General features: G+C 59.5%; 23 protein-coding genes and 1 pseudogene. 16 read left to right on the top strand and 8 right to left on the bottom strand.

Annotated features, from left to right (window positions below; translation table 11 throughout):
- Positions 1 to 120 precede the first annotated feature (120 nt).
- Positions 121 to 1,866, bottom strand: coding sequence for a pectate lyase (pelA, locus tag PM3016_RS23775; RefSeq protein WP_014371253.1), 1,746 nt, complete (start codon positions 1,864 to 1,866; stop codon positions 121 to 123).
- 294 nt (positions 1,867 to 2,160) lie between these two features.
- Between pelA and PM3016_RS23770 the strand changes: the two genes are divergently transcribed.
- The 5 genes from PM3016_RS23770 to PM3016_RS23750 all read left to right on the top strand — a co-directional run bounded on the left by PM3016_RS23770 (position 2,161) and on the right by PM3016_RS23750 (position 6,242).
- Complete coding sequence (locus PM3016_RS23770; protein WP_013919153.1) at positions 2,161 to 2,550, top strand: GIY-YIG nuclease family protein; 390 nt, start codon at positions 2,161 to 2,163, stop codon at positions 2,548 to 2,550.
- Positions 2,531 to 3,088, top strand: coding sequence for a cysteine hydrolase family protein (locus PM3016_RS23765; protein ID WP_013919152.1), 558 nt, complete (start codon positions 2,531 to 2,533; stop codon positions 3,086 to 3,088). Before PM3016_RS23770 ends, PM3016_RS23765 begins: the two co-directional genes overlap by 20 nt.
- Before the next feature lie 220 nt (positions 3,089 to 3,308).
- Positions 3,309 to 3,596 (top strand): hypothetical protein, encoded by a 288-nt coding sequence (locus PM3016_RS23760; protein WP_013919151.1) that lies wholly within the window; start codon positions 3,309 to 3,311, stop codon positions 3,594 to 3,596.
- A 253-nt stretch (positions 3,597 to 3,849) separates the two neighbouring features.
- The gene (locus PM3016_RS23755; protein WP_014371252.1) at positions 3,850 to 4,446 is read left to right on the top strand and encodes a beta-class carbonic anhydrase; all 597 of its coding nucleotides are present in this window, start codon (positions 3,850 to 3,852) and stop codon (positions 4,444 to 4,446) included.
- Positions 4,447 to 4,487: 41 nt separating this feature from the next.
- Complete coding sequence (locus PM3016_RS23750) at positions 4,488 to 6,242, top strand: SulP family inorganic anion transporter (RefSeq protein ID WP_014371251.1); 1,755 nt, start codon at positions 4,488 to 4,490, stop codon at positions 6,240 to 6,242.
- 1,354 nt (positions 6,243 to 7,596) lie between these two features.
- Here the strand turns inward: PM3016_RS23750 and PM3016_RS23740 are convergent.
- Both PM3016_RS23740 and PM3016_RS23735 read right to left on the bottom strand, forming a co-directional pair.
- Entirely contained in the window at positions 7,597 to 8,919 is a 1,323-nt protein-coding gene (locus PM3016_RS23740) for a cytochrome P450 (RefSeq protein ID WP_013919148.1), read from the bottom strand.
- Between the two features lie 224 nt (positions 8,920 to 9,143).
- Positions 9,144 to 9,456, bottom strand: a pseudogene (locus tag PM3016_RS23735) (hypothetical protein).
- Positions 9,457 to 9,660: 204 nt separating this feature from the next.
- Here PM3016_RS23735 and PM3016_RS23730 point away from each other — a divergent pair.
- From PM3016_RS23730 to PM3016_RS37550, 3 genes are all read left to right on the top strand, one after another.
- Entirely contained in the window at positions 9,661 to 9,882 is a 222-nt protein-coding gene (locus PM3016_RS23730) for a DUF2905 domain-containing protein (RefSeq protein ID WP_013919146.1), read from the top strand.
- Positions 9,883 to 10,307: 425 nt separating this feature from the next.
- Complete coding sequence (locus tag PM3016_RS23720; protein WP_013919144.1) at positions 10,308 to 10,529, top strand: hypothetical protein; 222 nt, start codon at positions 10,308 to 10,310, stop codon at positions 10,527 to 10,529.
- Positions 10,530 to 10,641: 112 nt separating this feature from the next.
- The gene (locus PM3016_RS37550) at positions 10,642 to 11,232 is read left to right on the top strand and encodes a GNAT family N-acetyltransferase (protein WP_014371249.1); all 591 of its coding nucleotides are present in this window, start codon (positions 10,642 to 10,644) and stop codon (positions 11,230 to 11,232) included.
- Here the strand turns inward: PM3016_RS37550 and PM3016_RS23715 are convergent.
- The gene (locus tag PM3016_RS23715) at positions 11,145 to 11,339 is read right to left on the bottom strand and encodes a hypothetical protein (RefSeq protein WP_013919143.1); all 195 of its coding nucleotides are present in this window, start codon (positions 11,337 to 11,339) and stop codon (positions 11,145 to 11,147) included. The two genes, PM3016_RS37550 and PM3016_RS23715, sit on opposite strands and share 88 nt — an antisense overlap.
- A 174-nt stretch (positions 11,340 to 11,513) precedes the next feature.
- Between PM3016_RS23715 and PM3016_RS23710 the strand changes: the two genes are divergently transcribed.
- A complete protein-coding gene (locus PM3016_RS23710; protein ID WP_013919142.1) occupies positions 11,514 to 12,110 on the top strand; it encodes a hypothetical protein in 597 nt (198 codons plus the stop codon).
- Here PM3016_RS23710 and PM3016_RS23705 read toward each other — a convergent pair.
- From PM3016_RS23705 to PM3016_RS23690, 4 genes are all read right to left on the bottom strand, one after another.
- Positions 12,075 to 12,293 (bottom strand): hypothetical protein, encoded by a 219-nt coding sequence (locus PM3016_RS23705; RefSeq protein WP_014651969.1) that lies wholly within the window; start codon positions 12,291 to 12,293, stop codon positions 12,075 to 12,077. The genes PM3016_RS23710 and PM3016_RS23705 overlap by 36 nt on opposite strands.
- Positions 12,294 to 12,385: 92 nt before the next feature.
- The gene (locus PM3016_RS23700) at positions 12,386 to 13,057 is read right to left on the bottom strand and encodes a DUF3967 domain-containing protein (protein ID WP_013919141.1); all 672 of its coding nucleotides are present in this window, start codon (positions 13,055 to 13,057) and stop codon (positions 12,386 to 12,388) included.
- 371 nt (positions 13,058 to 13,428) lie between these two features.
- A complete protein-coding gene (locus PM3016_RS23695; protein ID WP_013919140.1) occupies positions 13,429 to 13,959 on the bottom strand; it encodes a cell wall hydrolase in 531 nt (176 codons plus the stop codon).
- 807 nt (positions 13,960 to 14,766) lie between these two features.
- Positions 14,767 to 16,443, bottom strand: a complete 1,677-nt coding sequence (locus PM3016_RS23690; protein WP_014371246.1) for a peptide ABC transporter substrate-binding protein — start codon at positions 16,441 to 16,443, stop codon at positions 14,767 to 14,769.
- A gap of 340 nt (positions 16,444 to 16,783) precedes the next feature.
- On the opposite strand from PM3016_RS23690, the gene PM3016_RS23685 reads away from it, so the two are divergent.
- The 7 genes from PM3016_RS23685 to PM3016_RS23660 all read left to right on the top strand — a co-directional run bounded on the left by PM3016_RS23685 (position 16,784) and on the right by PM3016_RS23660 (position 25,410).
- A complete protein-coding gene (locus PM3016_RS23685) occupies positions 16,784 to 17,332 on the top strand; it encodes a cysteine hydrolase family protein (RefSeq protein WP_014371245.1) in 549 nt (182 codons plus the stop codon).
- A gap of 109 nt (positions 17,333 to 17,441) precedes the next feature.
- Entirely contained in the window at positions 17,442 to 20,294 is a 2,853-nt protein-coding gene (locus PM3016_RS23680; protein WP_014371244.1) for an EAL domain-containing protein, read from the top strand.
- 240 nt (positions 20,295 to 20,534) lie between these two features.
- On the top strand, positions 20,535 to 20,759 hold the full coding sequence (locus PM3016_RS23675) for a hypothetical protein (RefSeq protein ID WP_014371243.1): 225 nt from the start codon (positions 20,535 to 20,537) through the stop codon (positions 20,757 to 20,759).
- 127 nt (positions 20,760 to 20,886) lie between these two features.
- Positions 20,887 to 21,543: a deoxynucleoside kinase gene (locus PM3016_RS23670; protein WP_014371242.1), complete on the top strand. Its 657-nt coding sequence runs from the start codon at positions 20,887 to 20,889 to the stop codon at positions 21,541 to 21,543.
- 352 nt (positions 21,544 to 21,895) lie between these two features.
- Entirely contained in the window at positions 21,896 to 23,068 is a 1,173-nt protein-coding gene (locus PM3016_RS23665; RefSeq protein ID WP_014371241.1) for a trans-sulfuration enzyme family protein, read from the top strand.
- Positions 23,069 to 24,064: 996 nt separating this feature from the next.
- On the top strand, positions 24,065 to 24,301 hold the full coding sequence (locus PM3016_RS40150) for a hypothetical protein (RefSeq protein ID WP_238540307.1): 237 nt from the start codon (positions 24,065 to 24,067) through the stop codon (positions 24,299 to 24,301).
- Between the two features lie 179 nt (positions 24,302 to 24,480).
- Positions 24,481 to 25,410, top strand: coding sequence for a vWA domain-containing protein (locus PM3016_RS23660; protein ID WP_014371239.1), 930 nt, complete (start codon positions 24,481 to 24,483; stop codon positions 25,408 to 25,410).
- Positions 25,411 to 25,621: the final 211 nt, after the last annotated feature.

The raw sequence follows: 25,621 nt of genomic DNA, 5'->3' as shown, positions 1-25,621 counted from the left end.
GCACCCCGAAGTCCGACGAACGGACGGTAGGGGTACGGCCTTTTTTTGCATGCTTGCCCTGCCGAGCAGGAGAGGAGATCCCGGTGCGCAAATCACGCTCCCGTCAGATCTCCCACCGGCTTAGCTGCCGGTTTTGCCTGTCGGTACGACGTTGACCTGAAGCGGCTCCGAGGGATTCCCTGCGGCGTCAACCGCCGTCACGGTGAACTCGTTGCGGCCAGGCTGCAGGGCGAGCTCGCCGGAGTCGTAGCCCAGGTCCTTGCCCACGGACGCGGCAGCCCCGTTGACCTGCACGGCCGCCTTTTCGCTGACCGCGCCCTTCAGCACGATGCTGCTCCCGTCCACGTTGTAGTGATTGCCGGTCTTCCGTCCGGGCTCCACCAGTGTGAGGGACGGCCGGATGGCGTCCTCGATCCGCTCCAGATCGCCTACCGCCAGTCCGCTGCCCGAAGCCGTCTCCGATGCGCTGCCGGCGATCTTCACATAGACGCGGCCTTCATAGTAGCCGGTGCTCTTCACGGCAGCGAGCAGCTTCTGCGCCCACGATCCCGCCCAACGGTAGCCGTTGCGGCGCTCGGCCTCGATCTCCAGGATATTGTGCTTGATGACCCCGTCGCGTCCCGAGAAGATCGGGAGATTCGTTGCGATGTCATAGAAGCGGTACCAGGTGTCTGTCGCCGGGTCCGGAACGAAGTAGACGTTGTTCGGGTCGGCCGATACGTATTTGATGCCGCTGAGCTTGCTCGCTTCGAAGTAGGCCAGGGCGCTGTCCGCCGCCTGCTTCACCTCGGGCGTCTGCTCCGGCAGCGCCATCAGGTACTTGATGATCTCGATCGACTCCGATCCGGAGATCGACGGATGCTCATAAGCGCGGGCGCCGCGCGCCTCATACGTGAGCGGGTCGTGCTGGGCGCACCACGCGGTCAGCTTGCCGTTCACCCGGATCTGCGACTTCAGGATATAATCGAGGCCGCGGTCGAGGGACGCCTGCAGCTTCTGCACCGATTCCTCCGGCAGCAGGGAAGAGTTGAACGGATACTGGCGGTCCCGGGCCATTTTGAGCACATTCATAACCCGCATCATCGCATTATCGTTGAACGTGACATAGTCCGAGTAGTTGCCGCGGGACGGATACACCTGAGCCCAGCCTCCGCTGGCATACTGCAGCTTCTCGAGGAATTCGAACCCTCTCAGCACGGCGTCCCGGTAGCGCTCGTCGCCGGTTTCCTTATACATGACCGAGAGGAAAAGAATCTCGTTCGTCGTCGCATTGTTGTCGATCGTTCCGAGCTCCGTGCCGTCCGGCGCCTTCCAGTCGGATTTGGCTTCTGTCCCGTTCCAGGCACGCTTGTACTTGTCGCCCATCTTGTACCAGCCGCCGTGGTCCATCTGCCACGTAAGGAGGTTGTCCGCCTGCTGGATGTCGGCAGTCCGGTCCCCCGTATAGTAGGAGGCGTTGAGATAAGGCACGCTCTTCGGATTCTCTGCCGGGGTCCGCGTGAAGGTCGCGTCCGGGTTCAGTCCCTGCTCCGTCTCCAGCGTAACGATCGAGCGGCCTTCGTGATCTGTGCCGAGGGACGCCGATTTGACCGTGTAGGCTCCCGTCAGCTGCGGATTGAGGCTGTTCCAATCGCCGAGCGCCGCCTGCACTTCGAAGTCCGACGGCTGAAGCGAGTTCAGCTTACCGCTGAGGGTGAATTGGATGGTCGTAGGCGTAAGGGCCTTCGCCTGTACGATGCGGACCGGTTCGGCGGTCCCTTGGCCGGCTTCCTCTGCACGAAGAGCTGAAGGTGCGGCCGAGAGCAGCAGACTTGCGGCGCAGAAGGCGGTGAGCCATCGGCGGTAGTGCCAAGATTGGTTTGTCATGAGTACGCTAACCTCCCGGGTACGATGGTGGAGTATGGCTGGAAATGGAAGCTTGTTCCTGCACTATTGATAACGTTTACATTGTAACGCAGGGCGGTCGGCCTTTTCTTTATGCTGCATTGTCCGTTTCGGTCCAAAATTGACTGGGCTTGTCCTTCGGGGAGCGGGCATGGGATTCAACAGGTCCCCTTAATTCAAGAAAGTGTTGACTAAATAATAGACAATAACATAATATATCTATGTAATAACAAACTTAAATTATAATAATCTGATAAATCGAGAGGAGAAGCGGCCATGAAACATTCCGGACGAAAGGCGGAGCTGCTGCAGCTCTATAAAGAAACGAAAATCACCGGCGGGGTGTACCAGATCCTCAATAACGTGAACGGCAAACGCTGGGTAACCAGTACGCCGAATTTCAGGACGATGAACGGCAAGAAGATGGAGCTGAACATGGGCGGGAACAAGAACGCCAAGCTGCAGGCGGACTGGAGCCGCTATGGGGAAGAGGCTTTTACCATGGAGGTGCTGGAGGTGCTTGAGCGCAAGGAAACCGGGTATTTTGACGCGAAGGATGCCCTGAAGAAGCTCGAAGCGAAGTGGCTTGAGAAGCTTCAGCCTTACGGCGAACAAGGCTACAACAGACCGAAGGAGGCAGGGGAGCATGGAGAAGCGGGGGAATAAAACGGCGCTGCTCGTCGTGGATGTTCAGGTGGCTCCTTTTATATGGAAGGACTATGGGGGGCCGGAACTGTACCGGGGAGGGGAGCTCATCGGTACGCTGAGCGGTCTGATGAAGAGAGCCCGGGAGGCGGGGGCACCGGTGATCTATATCCGGCATACGGAGGAGCCGGGAACGCCGAGGGGGGAGGGCGGACCGATCTGGCACGTGCATCCGGAGATTGCGCCGCTCCCCGGGGATCCCGCGCTGAACAAAAGCCATGCCGATCCGTTCCTCGGGACCGGACTGCATGAGCTGCTGCAGGAGCTGGGCGTCGGCCGGCTGGTGATCACGGGGGTGCAGACCGAGTACTGTGTCGATACGGCCTGCCGGTCCGCCTTCGGTCTCGGGTACCGGGTGACGCTCGTGACGGACGGTCATACGACCTTCGACTCCGAGGTGTTGAAGGCCGAACAGATCATTGCCCATCACCATACGGTGCTTGGAGGCTTGTTCGCCGAGCTGCGGGAGGCAGGCGAGGTGCAGTTCGCCGCGTCTTAAGCGGCGGGAAGGAAGGGCAGGCTCTGCTTCTCCTGCCGGACCGCATGTTTGGTGGGGCGCCTCCCTGCATATACTGGAAATAAAGGAAGCCCATTTCCTGAACTTTCTACAGGATTCTCCTGTGTTTCTTCGAAATTCTCACGAGCTGCTCCGAAGTCCTATGCCGTACCTCGGGTTCTGGTGTAAGATGGCAGTATCTTGAAGGGGGCGTGATTTACTCATGAACACCGCGTATGAGATGTACGATGATCCGTTTAAAATGCTGATCCTGCTGGCCACCCTGGCTGCCGAGCAGCGCGGCGAGAAGCTTGACTTCAACAAGGTGGGCGAATTCGAGAACGAGACGTTTCGCCTGCAGCATGAGCTTTTTCATTACAAGAAGGAAGATATCCGCATTACCTGGCACGAATTTCTGGGAAGAGACATTGCGTGCAGCCGCGACCTGTCGCGGCAGGAATACAACAAAATGTTCGTGGACTGCATGGCCTCCCTCTACGGGATCGGATGAAGCCGGCCAAGCCGGCAGTCCCCGCAGCACGCCACAGCGCGAGAAGCGCCGCTCCTTTAGGGGGCGGCGTTTTTCTTTTCTCTTGCCATCAGATTAACTGACAGAGTGATGTTCACAAAAGTAACATAACTTTTTAATCTTCCTTTAAGGTTATCCTGGATAAGGTATGATATTATAAAAACTGGAAAATAAGTTAGAAAAAGTAACTAACTAAATTATTTTCTAGTAAAATATTGAGTGGAGGGAATTTAAGATGTCAGCTATTGGTGCGATTATGGAACACAACCGGGCATTTGTTCAGGAGAAGAGGTACACGGCTTACGAGACAACCAAGTTTCCGGACAAGAAACTGGTCATCCTCACGTGCATGGATACGCGGCTGCTTGAGCTGCTGCCGCAGGCGATGGGGCTTCGCAACGGGGATGCGAAGGTGATCAAGAATGCCGGGGCGGTCGTATCGCACCCGTTCGGCAGCATTATGCGCAGCATCCTGCTCGCGATCTACGAACTGAAGGCCGAAGAAGTATGCGTGATCGGGCACCACGAATGCGGCATGGCCAATCTGGAGAGCGCGAATGTGCTCGAGAGCGCCAAGCGGTACGGGATTCCGGAGGAGAACATCCGGACGCTGACCTATGCGGGGATCGATCTGGACGGATGGCTGACGGGCTTCAAGAAGATCGAGGAGAGCGTGGCGAACAGCGTGAATATGATCCGCTCGCATCCGCTGTTCCCGGCTACGGTGCCGGTGCACGGGCTCGTCATTCACCCGTCGACCGGCCAGTTGGATCTGGTGGTGGACGGCCTGGAGGTACTGGCCAAGGAGCAGTCGGCCGAGGCTTTGATCTAGCGGGACCAGCGTAACCTACCAAGAGGAAGGAGTGTGCATTGATGTTATCCGACATCCGGTTTCAGGGCTATAACGCCTCTTATTTGAAAAGGGACCTCGCGGCAGGGCTGATCGTCGGCATCGTGGCGATTCCACTCGGCATGGCGTTCGCTATCGCTTCGGGGGTCCGTCCGGAATACGGCATTTATACGGTCATTCTCGCCGGCCTTCTCGTCTCGCTGCTCGGGGGCTCCAAGTTTCAGATTGCCGGACCCACGGGGGCTTTTGTCCCGATCCTCTTCGCCATTGTCATGGAGCACGGCTACGAGAACCTGCTCATCGCCGGCTTCATGGCCGGGATCATGCTGGTGCTGCTGGGCCTCTTCAAGCTGGGCTCGCTCATGCGGTACATTCCGAGGCCGGTCACCATCGGGTTCACGACGGGCATTGCCGTCATCATCTTCAGCGGCCAGATCGCCCACTTCCTCGGACTTCGCAATGTCAAGAAAAAGGAAGCGTTCCATGAGAATATGCGCGAGATCGCCGTACATATCGAGACGGTGAACTGGTACAGCGTCGGGACGGCCGTCATTTGTCTCGCCGTGCTGCTGATGACCAGCCGGCTGACCACCAAGGTCCCTCCCGCGCTGGCCGGGCTTATTGCGGCGACGCTGGCCGCGGTGCTGTTCTTCCGCGGGAAGATCGATACGATCGGCTCGACCTACGGGGCGATCCCGACCGGGCTGCCGACCTTCAAGCTGCCGGCGCTGTCCTGGGACCTCGTCGTGGATCTGCTGCCGGCCGCCTTCGTTATCGCGATGCTCGGCGGGATCGAGTCCCTGCTCTCGGCGATGGTTGCCGACCGGATGGGCGGGGACAAGCACAACAGCAACAAGGAGCTGATCGGCCAGGGCATCGCCAACATGGTCACGCCGCTCTTCGGGGGGATTCCGGCTACCGGAGCCATCGCCCGGACAGCCACGAACATCAAGAACGGGTCGGCCTCGCCGCTCTCCGGCATCATCCACGCCCTGGTGGTGCTTGTCGTGCTGCTGGTGTTCGCGCCGTATGCTTCGCACATCCCGCTGGCGGCCATGGCGCCCATCCTCATGTTCGTCGCCTGGAATATGAGCGAGCGCCGTGAGTTCATGCATGTGCTCAAGACGCGGACCGGCGACTCCGTCGTGCTCGTCGTCACGTTCCTGCTCACGGTCTTCGCCGACCTGACGACCGCCGTAGGCGCGGGACTGGTGCTGGCGGCCGTGCTCTTCATCAAGCGGATGAGCGGCACGCTCAAGCTCGAAGGCGTGCTTCCCGATCCGCAGGACAAGCTCGTGAAGCCCGCCCAGGGGGGGGAAGAGCGTTCCTGCCCGCAGATCGCGATCTTCACCGTGGAAGGCCCGCTGTTCTTCGGCACCTCGTCGGCCTTCCTGGAGACGATCAAGGACAAGCTGGCCGCGGGCGGGCCGCAGCCGATCCTTCTGCTGCGTATGGGCAAGGTCAGCGACATGGACACCACCGGCGAGGCGGCTTTGGCCGACATCGCCGAAGAAGTCAAGGCGCGCGGCGGCACGCTGCTGCTCACGGGCATCACGCCGGCCGTCCGGCCGATCCTGGACAGCAGCGGCCTCAGCGCCAAGATCGGCGAGGAGCGGCTGTTCCGCCGCACGGGCGAAGCGATCGCGTACGCCCTGCGCCGGGTGAGCCCCGCGCGCTGCTTGGGCTGCCGGCAGTTCACCTTCGACGAGTGCACCGAGCTGTCGAAGCCGGCCCCCGCGGCCGTCCGCCCCGACCGCGCGGGTGTGCTGCAGGGATAAGGCGCTCGGATCTATCTTTTCTCGAGTGCTCGAGTATATCTTTTTTCGTTCCGTTGTGCTTCGCACAAAGGTCACGTTCAAAAAGATATACTCTCGCTGGCAGGGGGAAGAATGCGACCACGTTTGTGCTACGCAGACCATGGTCGCGTTCGAAAAGATAGATCCTCGCTGGCAGGGGGAAGAACGCAACCACGTTTGTGCTGCGCAGACCATGGTAGCGTTCGAAAAGAGAGATCCTCGCTGGCAGGGGGGAGAACGCAACCACGTTTGTGCTGCGCAGACCATAGTCGCATCCGGAATGACATGCTCTCGCTGGCAGGGGGAAGAACGCAACCACGTTTGTGCTGCGCAGACCATAGTCGCATCCGGAATGACATGCTCTCGCTGGCAGGGGGAAGAACGCAACCACGTTTGTGCTGCGCAGACCATGGTCACGTTCGAAAAGATAGATCCTCGCTGGCAGGGGGAAGAACGCAACCACGTTTGTGCTGCGCAGACCATGGTCGCGTTCGAAAAGATAGATCCTCGCTGGCAGGGGGAAGAACGCAACCACGTTTGTGCTACGCAGACCATGGTCGCGTTCAAAAAGATATACTCTCGCTGGCAGGGGGGAGAAACGCAACCACGTTTGTGCTGCGCAGACCATGGTCGCGTTCAAAAAGATAGATCCTCGCTGGCATGGGGGGAAGAACGCAACCACGTTTGTGCTGCGCAGACCATGGTCACGTTCGAAAGGAGTCAGCCGGGGACATAACGGAACTCCGATGCGTTATTCCCTTCTGCGATAGGGGGATTCGTGGAATAGAGGAACTCAGGTGCGCTATTTCGCTGCTGGAGGCTGTTTTTCGAGGCAGCAGGGGCACATAAGGCATCTGAGTTCCGCTATCCAGCAGGAAATCATGGGAAATACCCCGATAACGCATCGTAGTTCCGTTATTTGGTATGGCTGCAGCGGTGGAGCCGCCAAGCTAGGCCAACCCTGAACCGAAGCGGCACCACTTACCCCTGACTTGACCCTTAACTTTTTTAACGACAAACCAAAGCCGTCCGGCGTATATCCCGGACGGCTTTGGTTTGTCTCGCGTTATGCTTGGAGACAGTGCGAAACGCTTAGTTGAAGAGCATGCAATGCACGAACGCAGCCATGCCCCTGGCGCTACCTGATTCGCAGCTTTTAAACGGGCAGCAATCCCCCGCAAGGTAATATCATTGGATCGTTACTTTTGTGCGCAGCCAACGGTTTCTTCTCACCTACCAGCGAGAGTATATCTTTTTGAAAGTGACCTTTGTGCGCAGCACAACGGAACGAAAAAAGATATACTTGAGCCAAAGATATACTCGAGCGCCCGAGTGCTTATCGCTGTACCGCCCGCATCCGAAGCCCGCCCCGGATGCGCAGGGACACCAGCGGCTCGGGTACCGCGGGCGCATCGTCCAGCGGCTCGAAGTGCAGCGAGCGGCACAGGCCGGAGAGGATGAGGGACGCCTCCATCATGGCGAAGTTCGAGCCGATGCATCCTCTGACGCCGCCGCCGAACGGGAAATACGCGAACCGCGGCCAGGCGCTCTCCCCGCCGTCGAACCGGTGGGGGCGGAAGGCCAGCGGCTCCTCGAATACCTCCCCGTTCCGGTGGATGGCATACGGGGAGATGAGGAAGGTGCTGCCGGCCGGGAAGGCCTCGCCGTGCAGGACCACCTTCTCCTCGGATTCCCGCAGGATCATCCAGGCCGGGGGATACAGCCGCAGCGCCTCCTGGACGACCTTCGGCAGGAAGGTGAACCGGCGGTACGCCTCGAAGGCGGACATCGGCGTACCGTGAAGCCCGTCGAGCTCGCGGTACAGCTCCGCCGCGACTTCGGGCTCCCGGCCGAGGCTGTACAACACCCAGGTGAGCAGGTTGGCCGTCGTCTCGTGACCGGCGAGCAGCATCGTCATCATCTGGTCGCGGATCTCTTCCCGGGGGAGAGGGTTCCCTTCCCCGTCGGTCGTATCGAGCAGCATCCCGAGAAGGGTGCTGCGGTACTTCTCCGGCGTCCGGGAGGCATCGTCCAGCACAGCGTAGACCATCTCTTCAAGCGTGCGGATCGCTCTCCGGTGCACCCGGTTGCCGGGGGTGGGATAGGAGAGCGGAAGGACCAGCGGGGAGAACAGCGTCTTCGCCGTCCGCTCGATCGTGTCGTTCACCGCAGCGGCGAGCTCCGCTTTGAGCTCGTCCACATCGGCGCCGAACATGGTCTTGGCGATGATGGCAAGCGTAAGCTGCATGAGCTCGTCATGCAGCGCGACGGTCTGGCCGGGACGGATCCGGTCCGCCGCCTCCCGGGTGAGTTCTCTCACGGTTTCGGCATACGCCTGGATGCGCTCTTTATAGAAGGCGGGCTGCATATAGCGCTTCTGCACGCTGTGCGTCTCCTTCTCGGTCGTGAGCAGGCCGTCGCCGAGCGTGCGGCGGAGCACATCCGACGAGCGCCCCTTGCGGAAGGAGGCTTCCTGGCTGACGAGAATGCTCTGGATAAAGCGCGGCGAGTTGACGATGAAGGTCGGGCGCGTGCGGCTGGTGCGCAGCGAGACCAGCTCGCCCTCATGAAGCAGCTCGACCATGAAGCCGAGCGGATCGCGCTGGAAGGCAAAAAAATTGCGCAGGCGTGACGTGCGGATTCCCTGGATGGAACTCATGAGGCACCTCCACAATGGACGGACGGTATGACGTGCGCCGGTCCATCTGGCAGCTGAGCTCCAGGGCTGCCGGCGGCGGGTAGGCTGCTGACTTTTTTGCAGTCATCTGCTTATCGTCCCCGTCTCTATTCAACGCAAATTTTTAACATCTCAAAGCCAAATCACTTGCCGGGTAACGCTCATGCAGCTGCTTGACTGCCTTGAGCTGTCCCTTGATCCGCTGACTAGTTTCTCCGCTTCGCTTTGCGGCGGCCGATTTCTTCGGTGACGGCGAAGGCCAGCTCCTCGTTGCCGAACAGGGACAGCACGCCGAGCACGGGTTTCGTCCGGTATCTCGCCGGCTTCCTCCTTGGGCACGGTGAGCTCCACCGCCTGCTGCAGCGCCGGATTCTCGCCCTGGGCGGGATAGGCACGCAAATACACTTCGTGGGGATCAAGATCATGGTTAATACACCACTGGGCGAAGACGAGGATCATCATTTGCTCGTCCCGCTGGTAGCCGCGGATGATTTCTTCTTCGGTTGCTTTACGGTTCATATCAGGTCGTCTGCTCCTTCTGGCCGCCGGACTCCCGGTGCTGCGGGGAATCCGGTGTTCTCATGTTTCGATTCAGCGGATAAGCTTGTTTTGCTCTGCCGCCCCTAGGTACAATAAGTGATGAAGCAAATGAAGCTTTCCTGCTTACGGCGTCAGACCGGCAGGAGAGCGGGTAAGAAACGGTACGAAAGGAGCGGAGGCCTCATGGGTTCGATCCCGAAGCTGCTGATCGCCGCGGGCATCGTCCTGATCGCGGCGGGTCTGCTGTGGTCCCTTGCCGGCAGATTCCTGCCGCTCGGCAGGCTGCCTGGAGATATAGCGATAGAGAAAGAGAACGTCAAGTTTTATTTTCCCATTGTGACCTGCATCGTGATCAGTGTGGTGTTCTCACTGGTCATGTACGTGATCCGGATCTTCTTCAAGTAAAAGGCGGCTGCCGGATCTTCAGCAAAGATATGCTCTTAGTATAGTGGAAAGATACGGCCGGAGCAAAACGGGGCACGGCGCCATAAGGCCTTGCAGTGAACGGACAGGGGACAGACAGAAGCGCTGCCGTGCCCTATATAAAGTAAAGGTCCCGGTGGTCAAGCAAGGGACCCATGGCGCCACAGGCCGCAAGGCCTGTGGAGTCTTTCTTTTTGAAAGGGGAACCCCCTCGATGCGGCCATCATGGGTTACGGAGAGCCGGCACGCTCAAAGTGACGGCCGCAGCCAAAGACGGCTCGGGCGTAACGGGCAGTATGTACATCACCTTGATCATGTAATGAATACCATGTAAATAATAAATCCCCTTGAAGCGCAATCTAACAGCGAAGCTGAAAAGAGCCTTTTTTAAGGGGAGGTTACAAGTCATGAGAAATCCATTGGGTTCCACCGCCGCCAAAGGTGCGCTGGCAGCAATGCTGCTGGGTGCGGCACTGACCGGCTGCGAAGATCCGCAGACCGAGATGCAGCAGGAGCGCCAGGAAGACCTGCTTGACGAACGTGAAGACCGCACGCTGCAGAACCCGGTTCGGGAGATGCGCAACGAGCGTATGGAAGAGCGTCTCGATGAGATGGAAGACCGGAGATAGGTACCGTCCGCTCCGGGGATTGGATATCCGCAAAAAGACGACAGCGAGACTGTCGTCTTTTTGCGTTAGGGATGTTGAAGGCGTGCAAGGAATTGGATTATAATACAAAATAATGCATAATTATTCAAAAAAACCGCAGTGCCAAGTTAGGAGGAGATCATCATACCCATGGATCTTATCTTCCGTACCGAGCTTCCGGGGCAGGAGGACTACTATCGGCTCTATCAATCCACTGGCTGGGACCCGGAAGAGAACTGGACGCCGGAGAGGCTGCACCAGGCCTCTGCGCGGCAGCTGGTATCTTGTGGCCTGCTACCGCAACGGGCAGCTGGCGGCATCCGGCCGGCTCGTCTCGGACGGCATCCACCAGTGCTTCGTATGCGACTTGATCGTCCTGCCGGACTTCCGGGGCCAGGGGATTGGGGGCCGCATCCTGGAGCAGCTGCTGGACCACTGCCGGTCCCGGGGAATCCGGTGGGTGCAGCTGGCGTGCGCCAAAGGAAAGAGGGGCTTCTACGAAAAGTACGGCTTCACGGCACGGGCGCCGGACGCGCCGGGCATGAACTTATTGAAGGGCAGGGAACGGACGATTGGTCCCATCCTAAAGACGCCGGACTATTTGGCGCCGGAATCTTCCTTCCGCCTGAACAGGTCGATGAGACCCGACAGGATGATCGTCAGGCCGAGGGCTCCCATGGCATAGGGCAGGAAGTAGGTGATGACGCGGACATCCTGAAGCGTCCGGATATCCAGGATGTCGAGAAACAGCGGGTACAGCAGCAGCATCGCACAGAGCAGGAACAGGATCATGGGGAGTCTCCTCTCGAACTGCAGGAACCGTAGACGGGAAGTACCCCATCTCCTGATATTTTTCCACAAACCGGAGGAGCTCATTCCTGTACCTTCCCGTGGATCTTCCCGGTCCGAAGAAATTGTTAAGCAGCGGCGGACAGGGGAAACCTACCAAGGTACCTGCGCGGTGCGGTGGAAGCCGTAAGCCTTCAGGTGGAGGAGGAATCCATATGGAAGCGATGGGCAAAAAAAATCGACAAGCTCTCCAACCAGCTCACAGAGCTCCGCTGGGACATGTGGTTCCAGCATACGCTTTTCACCTGGCAGTGGTGGATGCTTGTCTTCGCCTGTGTAATTTCGCTCGGTGCGCTGCTCCTGCTCATCGACAAGAAGCAGTCCCTGCGGATGGCCGCCTACCTGGGAATCATCTATATCCTGAACAAGAACCTGGATGACGTCGCGACCGCTCTGGATTGGTATGATTACCGGATGCAGCTCGAGCCGATTATCCCGACGATGCTGCCGGTGAACCTGTTCTTCATCCCGATGGGACTCACGCTCGTCTACCAGTTCTTCTCCTCCTGGAAGAAGTTCCTGATCGCTCTTGGCGTGTTCAGCGCTGGCGTATCGTATGTCTCTCTTCCGCTGATGAAGCTTGCGGGCATCTATATGGAGAAGCACTGGAACGCGCATTTATCCATGCTCAGCCTGGTGGTGATGGCCGTGCTGGCCAAGCTGCTCATCGACCGGCTGTCACTGTTCCAGTCCCGAATCCGGCTCATCGAGTAGGGAAGCCTCATGCTCCAGACGGAAATCATCGGTCTTCTCGCCGTCCTCCCAGATCTCGACGAACAGGGCGTCACAGTTCTCGAACTCCTCGGGGCGCAGCCCAAGCGCTCTCTCTTCGTCATCACCTACGTACACATTGACCATTTCACCCTCCGTAAAGGAGAGCACTACATAAATTTTCATCCGTCAGGTACCCCAGTCTTCTTCTGTCATAGGGGGTGAGCCGCACGGCATCCGAATCCTCCATGGGCGTCCGGACGGGAGTCCGCCGCGTTTCAGCCGCGCATCGGCGCGCTGTCATCCCAGAACTTCCACCAGCGCTTGTCCCGCGCGGCGGCCATCTGGGTCTTCGTCTGCTGGATCTCCCGCAGGGCGAACATGAGCTCCTTGTCCCGCTGTTCGACCCGGTTCTCGATATAGCCTTTGAGCGTGGAGAGCTCTTCCTGCTGCTCGGCGAACTGCTGCAGCAGCTTTTTGTTCCGCACCTTGAGCTCCTGCACTTCAAAATCCATCTCGTTGAGCGACTGCTTCAGCGAGAGGAGCTCGGGGAGCAGCCCCATGCGCACATCCGTCTCGATCGACGTCTTCAGGTGGGCTATCACCTCGGTAGACAGTGCAGGCTCGGGCGCTTCGGCAGGAGGCTCACCGGGAAGGGCAAGCACCACCGCTTCCGCCGGCGCGGCAGGCTCTTCGAGGCAGGCTTCCATGACACCCTTGGCCGCATCCTCCAGGTTCATGCGCTTGTGCTTCACGAGCACCTGGAACCGCTTCAATGCGGCCAGATCCTGCTCGCGGAATACCCGGGCCCCATCCTCCCCGAGCACGAAGCTGTAGCCCTGGAACTCGAGCATGCGGCACCAGCGCCGCAGCGAGCTGTCGGAGATGCCAAGCTGCTTGGCGAGATCGTGAGTCAGACGGACATCCGTGGTGGTTTCGTGTGCTAACATGCTTATAACGCCCCCAATCGATTATACAACCGCATCCCCGGAAGAACAAACGCCCCAGGAACCCGCGGAAGCGGCCGAGAAGTCAGCGGGCCGGCGGGCCCGGAAGGAAGAGAGGTGCGGCGAAGGAAACGGTCTCATTGGTGCAGCTTCATGGAATCTTGCAAACTCTCAAATGATATTTATATCATAAAAGATCCGGAGCGAAGTTGCTGTCGAAAATCGGATGGAGAAATATAAGATATATTGCGGGAATGGGGGGGCTTTCAGGTGTTTTCGCGAAGGGGAGGCACCCGCAGAAAAAACAAGCCCATAGAAAAAAACCAAGAAAAAGGCGTGAGCCGTTTCTCTTGGTTTGCTGTTGGCACAGGGGATCACCGGGTAAAGACATGATTACCGATCTTAACGACCCGCGGGCGGGCTTTGCTCCACTCGGAGGTGGCGATCTTCGGGTTATAGTAGAAGAGGGAGCCCTTGGTCGGATCGCTGCCGTTCAGCGCCTCGCGTGCGGCACGGTAAGCCGAAGCGTTCGGCTTCAGGTTGTACTGCCCGTCGGCGACGGCGTCGAACTGGCCATCCTGGAAGATCACCTCGCGGATCGACCCCGGGAACATGGAATGATGCACGCGGTTCATGACTACGGCGCCCACGGCAACTTGTCCGAGGTAGGTCTCGCCCCGGGCTTCGGCATGAATGATGCGCGCCATCTGCTCCAGCGTGTTCCCGCTGTCCTTGGTTACCTTCTTGAGCTTGGCCAGCGTGGCGTCATTGGCGATCCCGTCGGCCGGGAGGCGGTAAGCCTTCTGGAATTTCTTCACGGCCGCCTCTGTGACGGTGCCGTAATAGCCTGTCGTGCCTACCTTGAAATAGCCGAGGGAGGCCAGGCGTTCCTGCAGGTCAAGCACCTGCGCGCTTTTGCTGCCCTGCTTGAGCGTCAGGGCATGGGCGGTCTCCGGAAGTCCCCAGGACCCCGAGTGCGCCCGCCAGGATCGCAGCAGCTACTGTCAGTCTTTTCAACGTTACGGAACCTCCTTAAGTAATGAATAAACCGCATTATGTATGGTGGGTTGGTCTCGCATGGATGACTTGGAAATGACGGCCTTACAACACAGTTCGGCACAAGACTGGGAATTTTGTCCGAAAGGGTTTCCATTATCCTACCATATTTTCTCGCATTCGTGTCAAGCTATTCATTTTCGAGCCGCATTTGTCCCGTTATCCGAGTTCCTCCGCCTTTTACCCCCATCAGTACTTAGACAATCCTGACGCATCATAAACATGGGAAAGGAACGAATTTTTCAGGGAAGAAAACCTTGAGAGTCAGGGGAGATGAACATGCTCAAAAATGTGGACTGGAACCTGCTTCGATTTCTTACCGGAAGCGTGATTACGGAGTCGGCGGGACGTCCTTCGCCCGATTCCTGGTATTGTCCGCCAAGAAAATGGGCCCGTCCCAAGATTGTGGCCTTCAAGGCTTCGGTCCCCAAAAAAACCAGAACCAGGCATTGAACACATTCCCGCCCTTCTGCGGCCGAGCAGCAGGGAAGAGTTCTGGGACCCCGCTTCCCATCGAGGGAACGCGGTACTTGGCTGCCCAGCCTCTTGGCGCGGTTCCCGCGCGGCGGACAGCAACGACACAAAGCCCCTTTCTCCGAAGAGAGCAGGGGCTTTGTGTCGTTGCTCGTATGTTTCGCAAAGGAAGGGGCCGGGGGCTATTTCACCGACGCCCACTTGAATTCCAGCTCAACGCCGTACGGCGGGAAGAGCAGGTCCTGGATCTTCGTATTCTTCACCCAGCTCGTGGCGCGGAAATAGTTCGGCACGATCGGCATCTCTTCGATAAGCAGCTTCTCGGCCTGTACCATCAGGTCGGAGCGCTTCGCCTTGTCGAGCTCGGCAATGGCTCCGTTCGCCAGCTTGTCGTACTCGGCGTTCGACCAGTCGACGTCGTTCAGATCGGAGCCCGTGATGAACATGTCGAGGAACGTCATCGGATCGTTGTAATCCGCGCCCCAGCCCGAGACCGACGCCTGGTACTTGTGGTTGTTCTCGTTGTCTACGCGCAGCTTGTGCGGCAGCGGCTCGGCGATGACATCGACGCCGAGATTCTGCTTCCACTGGGCCACGAGGAACTCCAGCGCTTTGGGACCGGTATTGTGGTCGTCGCCCTGGAGCTTGAACTGCGGCAGCTGAGTGAGACCGGCTTCCTGCAGCCCTTCCTTCAGCAGCTGCTTGGCCTTATCCGGATCGAACTTTGGCATGATGCTGCCGGCTTTCTTGCGGAACTCTTCGCCGTTGCCGTCCGATGTGCCGGACGGAACGAAGCCGGTGGCGGGCACAGGACCTTTGCCCATGACGGTCTCGATGAAGGCGCTGTTGTCGACGCTGAGCGCCAGCGCCTGGCGGATCTTCTTGTTCTGGAAGCCCGGCACGTTCTTCTGGCTGAGCTTGATGAACCAGGAGGAAAGCTCGGGCTGCAGCACATACTCGGGCTTGCCCGACCAAAGTCCGATATTATCGCCGGTGATCGTCTGCAGATCGGAGCCGCCCGTCTGGAACAGATTGAGCCCCGTATTCTCATCCTTGACGATGTTGAGCTGGATCCGCTCAAGCTTCACATTGTCCTTGTCCCAGTACTTGTCGTTCTTGACGAGGACGAGCTGCTGGTCGTGGTCCCACTTCTCGAGCACGAAGGGACCTGCTCCGATGACGGATTCGGCATCGGCGCCGTTCTTTTCTTTGTACTTCTCGATAATGTCCTGGCGCTGAGGGAAGAAATTCAGGAAGGAGAGCTGTTCGGTGAAAAAGGGAATCGGCCGTTCGAGCGTAATCTCCAGCGTTTTGTCGTCGAGCGCCTTGACGCCCATTTCTTTTTTCTTGGCTTCGACTTCTTCGGGAGTTTTGGCTTTCATGACGTCGGTGCCGCCCTTGACCCAGGCGACCATGAAGGCATAGATGGCCTTGGTGGCCGGGTCCACGCTGCGCTGGTAGGAATAGACGAAGTCCTGTGCCTTGACGGGAACGCCGTCCGAGTACGTCAGGTTGTCTTTGAGGGTAATGGTGTACGTCTTACCGTCCGGGGAGATCTTCGGCATGTCCTTGGCCAGGCCCGGCTGCGCCTTGTTATTCTTATCGAGCCGGTACAAGCCTTCTCCGACCGCACCGAGGATGGTGAAGGCCGCGATCTGGGTCGTCTTGGAGACGTCGAGCGCACCGGGCTCTGCCCGGTAGTTGACCGTAATCTGCTGCTTGGGTGCCGCAGTCTCTTTCCCCTCTGGAGTGGCCGTTTCGTTCGTTGTACTTCCGCTTCCGCCGCTGGTACAGCCGGCGGCCAGCCCGCAGGCCAGGGTAAGTACAACCGTGGTGGAGAGCCATTTACGCAGGTTCATAGATTCGCTCCTTCACATGTTTTATACAATCAAGAACGATCGATGGACCGTCCGTTGATCCGGACCCCTTACACATGCAGAATCTACAAGGAAATGGAAGGAAAGAGAGAATCAGGCGCAGAAGGAAAAAACTCAATGTGAATTATTTATTAAAACTACCACATTCGGGTGCCCCGTTCAATAGAAGAATACAAGATTTGGAAGGGGTGACAAGCGGGGATCGCTTTTGTTGGCGTTTAAAACTTACCCCGGGTAAACGAAAAAACGATTATAGCGATACCGGGCCTCGTACGCCGGTTTCCCTTTCCGGTATACTGGAGAAAAAAACGGAGGGATGCATGTGAAGCTGGCACTGTGCATTATCGATATGCAGGAAGGGTTCGTCGGACATCTGAGGAAGGGGCCGTACCTGAATCGTGCCTGCGAGGTCATTCATCATACGGCGGGCCTGCTCCGGGCCGGGGGACACCCTGTGATCCATATCCGCGACGTGGAAGAGGCGGAGTCTTGGAGTCCGGAAGCTCTGGCGGTGATCCCCGAAATTCGTGTCGAGGAGGGGGATTTTCACCTGGAGAAAACCCATTCGAATGCGTTCTGGGAAACCCGGCTTGCCGAGCTGCTGCAGGAGCAGGAAGCGGGACTGGTAATCGTCTGCGGGTTCGCCGCAGAGCACTGCGTTCTGTTCACTTACCAGGGCGCGCTGGAGCGCGGGTGGCGGGCCGCGGTACTGCAGCACGGACTGCTCAGCGACCATACGGAGGCGGTGACCGATACGTACCGCTTCCGGCATACCGTGGCTTACCCGGCATTGAATATATCCTGGAGCAGGCCGCTCCCGAAAGAAATTCGGACCCGGCATAATGTTCTTGTACCTGATCCCCGATATTAACTATGGGGATCTTTTTATTTTGGCGCGATAACCGTTTTTTTGCTTGCGGTTTGGGAGGCATGGAATAAGGATCCAGATATAGGAGCGGCGTTGGGAAGGAGGAGAGCCGATGCTCCAAAAGGTGATGAGGTGGAGGAGCCGGAACTTGGGCCGCTCGCTTGCGGTGGATCTCGGTCTCGTATCGGCGCTGGTCTTGACGGCTTTCGGGCTCTTCTATGCCGCGGTGTGGAGTGACTCGGCACTCGTGGTCCGCAAGGACCGGATCGACCGCCAGGCTGAATTCATGGTTCAGCAGCTCTACTCCGCCCTGATTACCCAGGAGAGCGGGCAGCGCGGCTATCTGCTGACCCGGGATCCGGTGTATCTCGAAACCTATGAGAGAGGCTCGCGGGAGTTTGAGCGGCTGTCGAAGGAGCTTCAGGAGCTCTATGAATATGAAGACCATCATCCAGAGGTCCATAAAGAGGTCCATGATCTGATCCGTGCCGCGGAGACGTGGCACAGCGAATACGCCTTCGCCCAGATTGACCGGTTCCGCAAAGGGGCGGCGGTATCCAAGCCGGAGCTGCTCAGCGAGAACAACAGTTTTCAGGCGATCCGGGTCCAGGCGGAAGATGCGATCCGGCTGATGAAGGTGATCCGGGAGGAACATGCGGAAGACCTGAAGAAGGAAACGCAGAAAAATTTAAATATTTTGCTTGCCCTGCTAGTATCCACGATTCTGCTGATCGTCATTCCGGTCAGCGCAAGGGTGAGCCGCTGGTCGGAGCGGGTCCGGGGCATGAATGAAGCCGCCTTGGCCTACATCCGGCAGAGCGGTGCGGAGACGCCGTCTGCCGGTATGCACGAAGGAGATCTTCCGCTGCTGGCCGACCGGCTGGCCGTCATCCAGGAGATTGCGACGGCTAAGCAGGGCGCCGGGCTTGAGCTGGCTTCCCGGATGGCGACCGGTATGACGGAATATGCCTTCGTGACAGACCGGGATCTCGAGGTGCTGCACGAGGAGCTTCCGGCTCTGGCGGAGGGGCTGTTCCCTCCCGGGATCCAGTCGCTGACCGAGCTGCTCCCCAAGGAGGGCCGGGGCGGCTTCATGGACCGTGTGGACGCCGTGCGGCGCACCGGCCGGGAGGAGAAGTTCGACTCCGAGCTGATGCTGCCGGGAGGCCGGCGCATCCAGGTACAGGCAGCGGTCATCCCGCTGCGTGGCGGCAGGCGCGGAGAGGTCGTGCGCTTCCTCTGCCTCTTCCGGGATCTGACCGAAGAGCTCGCGATGAAGCAGCGGTACGCCGAGCACGAGCAGCGGTTCCAGTCGCTGTTCGATCACAGCCCGGACCCGGTGTATGCGCTCGATCTGGAGGGGCGGTTCACCGCCTTTAACCCGGCGTGTGCGTTCCTCGGCTACCGCCCGGAGCAGCTGCTCGGGTCTTCCTTTCTCATGCTGGTGACCCCGGAGGAGAGGGAGCGGATCTGGGAGATTTTCCTCCGGTCCAAGGAAGGGGAACCGCAGCACTTCGAGCTGTCGGTCATCGATGTCCACGGCAGCAAGCTGTACCTGCGGGAGGTCAAAATCCCGATCAAGGTCAACGGCGAAGTGGTCGGCGTCTACGGGATGGTGCAGAACATCACGGAGCGGAAGCTGATGCTCGAGCAGATGAACGAGCTCGCTTACTTCGACGAGCTGACCGGGCTGCCGAACCGGCGCCAATTCATGCGGAAGGTCCGCGAGTGGCTGACGGGAGCCCAGGGCGGGCACGGCAAGCTGGCCGTGCTGCTCGTCGATCTCGACCGCTTCAAGATGATCAACGATTCGTTCGGACCCGAGCGGGGCGATGACATTATCAAGAAGGTCAGTGAAAGGCTGCGCATGATCCTGGGGCAGGAAGAGGTCATCTGCCTCGCGCGGCTCAGCGGGGACGAATTCGCCATCGCGATGGAATACAGCGAGAATTACCAGCTGACCGCTGCGGCCAAACGGATCGTCGCTTCGCTCGACACCCCGTTCGCGGTGGATGCGATCGAGTTCCGATTCACGGCCTCGGTCGGGATTGCCGCTTATCCGCAGCACGGCCTGGACGAGCTGGCCCTGTTCAAGCATGCGGAGTATGCGATGTATACCTCGAAGAGCCGCGGCCGCGGACAGTTCACCGTGTACTCGGACATGATCCAGGGCAACTCGCTCGAACGCCTGTCGCTCGAGACCCAGATCTCCAAGGGCCTCGAGAGCGGCGAGTTCACGGTCTTCTACCAGCCGCAGATTCATTTGGCGAGCGGCCGGGTGACCGGGGCCGAGGCGCTGGCGCGGTGGAACCATCCGGAGCGAGGCCTGGTGCCGCCGGGCGAGTTCATTCCGGTCGCCGAGGAGACGGGCCTGATCGTGGGGCTCGGCCGGCAGATGCTGTACGAAGCCTGCCGGCAGGGCCGGGCCTGGCTGGACGAGGGGCACGAGGGGCTGCGGGTCGCGGTCAATGTCTCGAGCAAACAGCTTCAGTACGATGCGTTCGCCGAATTCGTGCGGCGCACGCTGCAGGAGACGAAGTTCCCGCCGCACCTGCTCGAGCTGGAGATCACCGAGAGCGTTGTGATGGATAACGTCGAGAAGGCGGTCGGCGTGCTGACCGCGCTGAGCTCGCTCGGCGTGCAGATCGCGATCGACGACTTCGGCACCGGCTACTCCTCGCTGAGCTACCTCAGCCGGCTGCCCGTGCAGCGCCTGAAGATCGACCGCTCGTTCGTCAGCGAGATGTTCAGCACAAGCGCGAACCAGGTGATTGTCCATACCGTGCTCGCGATGTCGGAGAGCATGGGGCTCCAATGCACCGCGGAGGGTGTCGAGACCGCGGAGGAGGCGGAATTCCTGCGCTCGCTCGGCTGTGCCGCAGCGCAGGGCTACTATTACGGCAAGCCGGTGCCTGCCTCCGAGTTCCAGGCGAAGTTCCTGGACCCGCGCGGTGCGCAGACGTAAGGTGTAAGATGAGAGCGGCAGTTCCGGGATGCCGGGTGCTGTATGCAGTGGGGGAAAGCGGCCGGAGATAGTCCGGCCGCTTTTTGCTGTGCCGGCTGTCGGGGGCTTCGTCCTTTCCTACATGCCGGGTGAGCGAGGGGGAGACGCGGATGGATGGAGGGGAACACTGCGGGCGTGCTGCGATATTGGCTCGAGGCAGGGGGATCGTGTATCATAAGGCGGAAAGGGAGGCGAGGTACGGTGGAAGCCTATCAGAACTTGATCGGGGTCGTGCTGGAGAAGATGCAGATGACCCATAAGGACCTGCGCTTTAATCTCGAAGGGCTGAACGGGGTGCTGCAGCAGCATACCGAAGAGGAGAAGCAGAATACGCCGGAGCTCATCACGATCACGGAGCTGCGGGATACGTATGCGGAGGCGCTCGGGGCGCTGGAAGCACGCTTTCCGGGACTGAAGGCACTGTAGCGGAGCGTTCGGCGTTTTGGCAAAAGAAAGGACTCCCGTCCCGGCGCATTCCCTGCTATAATAGGGAAGCTCCGGGCAGGGAAGATCCGGCCGGGGCGCGAACTGGGTAAAAGGGGAAAGGGGAAATATGTCTGTGATTGTGGTTGGGGGAATGATCGGCCTGGGGAAGACATCGGTAGCCACGCTGCTCGGAGAGGCTTTGGGGTCTGACGTATTTTTTGAAAGCGTGGACGACAATCCGATTCTGCCGCTGTTCTACACGTCGTCGCCCGAGGAAATCGAGAAGAAGCGGTATCCGTTCCTTCTTCAGCTTCATTTTTTAAATACGCGATTTAAGGCGATTAAGGCTGCACTTATACATAACCGTAACGTACTGGACCGCAGTATTTATGAAGACTGGTATTTTGCCAAAGTGAATCTGGAGCTCGGCCGCATCTCGCCGCTGGAGTTTGAGGTGTACGAGGGGCTCGCGGACAACATGATGGCGGAGCTTGCTGAGCTGCCGAAGAAGGCGCCGGACCTGATGGTCTACCTCAAGGCGTCGTTTGAAACGGTCATGTACCGGATCGGCCTGCGCGGCCGCAGCTTCGAGCAGGATGCGTCACTCGTGGAGTATTACCGGCTGCTGTGGTCCGGCTACGACGACTGGGTCATGAACCATTACAAGGCCTCGGACGTGCTTGTTATCGACATGGACCGCACCGATGTCGTCAACCGTCCGGAGGATGCCGAGCGGGTAGTGAATGAGATCAAAGCGAAGCTGGATCAAATGTGCATTGTGTAAGCAGGGAAAGGGAGGGAGCGTCCGGGGAGCCGGGCGTTCTTTTTTTTGCTGCTTCGGCCGGTGCAGGCTCTCATAGGAGGAGAGATTGTGATGGCTTTCAATCCCATGGATTCCGCCTCCTCCCCACCATCAAGAGCCGAATGGACGAAGTTGGTATTGGATTAAGGGCTGAATTGAGCGAGTCCGAGCATTATGTCAGTCAGATATGCCGCTCTCAGGAAGGAAGGCCTCCGGCTGGATTGCACTGCATAGATCCGGCTTCGGAGGCAGAAACTGAGTGGCAAAGAAAGCATTGGCAGGGCAGGCTGAGGCTGGCCGGCGGATCGGCTGATGAATCGAGGAGGAGAGCGATTTGGTTTCGGAGGGAGTGCCGCAGGACGACCGGCAGACGCTCCTGCACGGGGGCGATGAACAGGAAGCCTTCGGGCATGCGGCCGTACCGCCCATCTATCAAACCGCCCCATTCGCATATGACACCTTTGAGGCTTATGCGGAGGCGGAGCGGCGCGATCAGGAGCAGTATGTTTATTGGCGGGGGACCAACCCCACGGTGGAACTGGCCGAACGGAAGCTTGCGGAGCTGGCGGGGGGCGAAGCTTGCAAATGCTTCAGCTCCGGCATGGCGGCGATCACGGCGGCCCTGCTGTCCTCTCTGGCTGCAGGGGACCATGTCGTCGCCGTCGGGCAGGTGTACGAATCGACGGCGGCGCTGCTGAAGCACCTCGCCAAATGGGGCGTCTCGCACACGGTGACGGCAGGCTGTTCCATCCGGGAGATTGAGCAGGCGCTGCAGGAGCACACGAAGGTCATCTACATGGAGAGTCCGTGCTCCATGACCTTCCGGCTGACGGATGTGCCGGAAGTCGTTCGGCTGGCGCGGAGCCGCGGACTGCGCACCCTGATCGACAATACCTGGGCCACGCCGTTGTTCCAGAAGCCGCTCGAGCATGGCGTGGATCTCGTCATTGAAGCCGCCTCCAAATACCTGGGCGGGCATAACGACCTGCTCGCGGGAGCCGTGATCGGTTCGCAGGCGGACTTGAAGAAGATGTTCTCCAAGGAATTTGAGCTGTTTGGGGCGGCGCTGGCGCCCTTCGAGGCTTGGCTGCTGAGCCGCGGACTGCGTACGCTGCCGCTGCGGATGAAGGGGCACCAAGAGGGCGGACTTGCCGTCGCACGGGCACTTGAAGGCCATCCGTTGATAGCCCGCGTCAATCACCCGGGGCTGCCCTCGCACCCTGACTATGAGCTGGGAACACGGGTGCTCAAGGGCTATTCCGGCGTGTTCAGCATCGAGCTGAAGGATGCCCGGTTCGAGCGGGTGGCGGAGGTGATCAACCGGATGAAACGGTTTGAGATCGCCCCCTCGTGGGGCGGGTACCAGAGCCAGGTCGTGTCTCCGAATTACGGCTACAACCTGAAGGCATTGGAGCAGGAAAGGCTGTCTCCGGGGCTGATCCGGCTTGCTGTCGGCCTCGAGCCTCCCGAAGAGCTGATTGCTGATCTGGAGGAAGCACTGCGGTAAGACTGCGGTAAGAGCCGGAGCAAGCAGCGGCAAAAAGACGCAGGCTGCAGCGAGAACGGCGGTTGGATAGGGCCGGAGCGGACCATGGCAGGATGCAGGAAGCCGCGGACTTGCTCTATTTTTCATGCAGTCCACAAAGAGTTAGACTGGGACATCGTAAGGGGCATTTGGGTGCCCCTTTTTAGCCGCCCATTTGTCAGCAAATCTTATAAAAATATGAACACGTACCGTTAATATACTTGTTTGCACGACTTGATCTGCGGACGACGGACCGGATCAGGGACCACGGACCGCCGCCTTCGGATTATGGACCAGTGACCAAGGACTACGGACCACGGAACCATTACCGCCTTTCCTGGCCACCAACAACCGAACACTGAGGCACCGCCCCCCCGGCTACCGAGCACGAGAACCGAGAACCGAGAAGCGAGAAGCGAGAAGCGAGAACCGAGAACCGAGAAGCGAGAACCGAGAAGCGAGAACCAAGAACCGAGAACCGAGAACCGAGAACCGAACACCTAACACCGATCACCGAACATCGAGCATCGAACAGGGACGGCCGCCACCCGACCACGACCACCGAGCATCGACCCCTGAGCACCGCCCACCGAGCACTGACCGCCAACCACCTACCCCGGCCCCCGACCGCCAACCCCCGAGTGTCGACCCCCGCCCGCCGAGCCCCAACCACCGACCACGACCCCCAACCACCGCCAACCAACCACGTGGCACTGACCACGAACCACCAACCAAGCACCATACGTTTTAACAATATACTTGTTTCCGCCCCTATCTCTCCTTCTCCGCCGCTGCTGAACCTAGCTATGTCGAACGCTTCCCTGCAATGCCGGGATCTTGATCCAAAGATCAGCAGGCAGCAAGGAGACATTCCCTCTCAAAAAGTAGGTATTGAATTCCCAAGGACAAGCAGTTCAGGAGCAACATCCCAACTGTGTAATTCGTCTGGAAAAAGGAAGGAAGATAAGCGAGAGGGGAATGAGCCGAAATGGGGGGGCAACCGGAGAAAAAGAAAAACGGCCGAAGCAGCGGCTGCCTGGGTCTGCTCTTGAGTGCCGCGCTGCTGGCGGGCTGCAGCTCTTCGCAGGACAGGGCGGAACATGCAGCGAGCAGTACCGCGGCAGGAGACTCGGGCACCGCTTCAAAGCCTGCTGCGAAGGGGGAGACGGCGGCGCCGGCTTCGAGGGACGGCGGCGGAGCAGGCGGAACGGCTGACAGCACGACGACGGATAAGCGGATCATTACACCGAGGGAACCCGCACCCCGGCCCGAGCCCAGTCAGGCACAGGCCGGCCAGCTCACCGCAGGGGAGTGGAACGATCTGCGGAGCTGGGATGCATGGCTGGGCACGCTGAACAAGCCGGAGTACAGCCAGGTACCTGGGCCGCTGGAGGATGTATCCGCAGCAGCGGGTCACAGTCAAGGTGACGGACGGCGGGCAGCCGGTAGGCGATGCTTCGGTCACTCTGCAGCCGTCGGGCGGAGGGCAGGCGGTCTGGGCCGCGCGGACGAACAACAGGGGGGAGGCGGAGCTGTTCGTCGGCGCGTTCGGGCCGCTTCCCAAGGACACGTACACGGTAGCGGTGGCCAGCGGGCAGACGAGCCGGAAGCTGGAAGCGGTCCAGCTGCAGTACCGTACGGAGCTGGCGGTTGAGCTGGCAGGGGCCGCGGCGAAACCGGCGGGGACGGCGGACCTGATGCTGGTCGTGGATACGACCGGCTCCATGGCTGACGAGCTGGATTATTTGACCGCGGAGCTGGTGAATGTCGTGGAGCGGGTCAAATCGCAGGATGCGGGGGCGCCGCTGGAGATGCGGGTTTCGGTCAATTTTTACCGGGATCATGGGGATGATTATGTGCTCCGCCCGTTCCCTTTCACGACGGATGTGAAAGAGGCGGCGGGTCGGCTGGGTGAGCAGTCGGCACGGGGCGGGGGCGATACGCCGGAGGCGGTCGAGGAAGCCTTGGCGGATGCGCTGCTGAACCACCAGTGGAGTGAAACGGCGAGGGCGCGGCTGCTCTTCCTGGTGCTGGACGCCCCGCCGCACGGCACGGAGAACGTCGTCGCGAAGATGGGGGAGCTTGCCCGGAAGGCTGCCGAGATGGGGGTGAGGATCATTCCGGTCGCTTCGAGCGGCGTGGATACGAATACCGAATTCCTGATGCGGTCCCTTGCCGCCTTCAGCGGAGGCACCTACGTCTTCCTGACCAACCACAGCGGGATCGGAGGCCATCATGCCGACCCGGTAGTCGGGGACTACAAGGTGGAGTTCCTGAACGATCTCATGGTACGGGTCATCAGCGACTATACAAAGCAGCAGTAACCCTGGGGGGCCGTGGAGACACGGCTCTTTTTTTGCATCTCATTCATTTGGATGAGGTGCACGGGCTGCGGGAGGAGTACTGACGGTGTGTTTAATAAAAAGCACAAGCGGTTCATTCCGCAAGCGGGAGAGAGAGGGGGAGGGGGAGGGAACGTCATCGAAGGCGATGCGGCTGTCATCTTTTTTTTCGGCTGCAATCTGGTATGATAGG

Origin of the sequence: Paenibacillus mucilaginosus 3016 (assembly GCF_000250655.1) — a bacterium.
GTDB classification, from domain to species: domain Bacteria; phylum Bacillota; class Bacilli; order Paenibacillales; family NBRC-103111; genus Paenibacillus_G; species Paenibacillus_G mucilaginosus.
The sequence above is the reverse complement of the archived record's forward strand: the minus strand, read 5'-3'. Positions and strand labels throughout refer to the sequence as shown.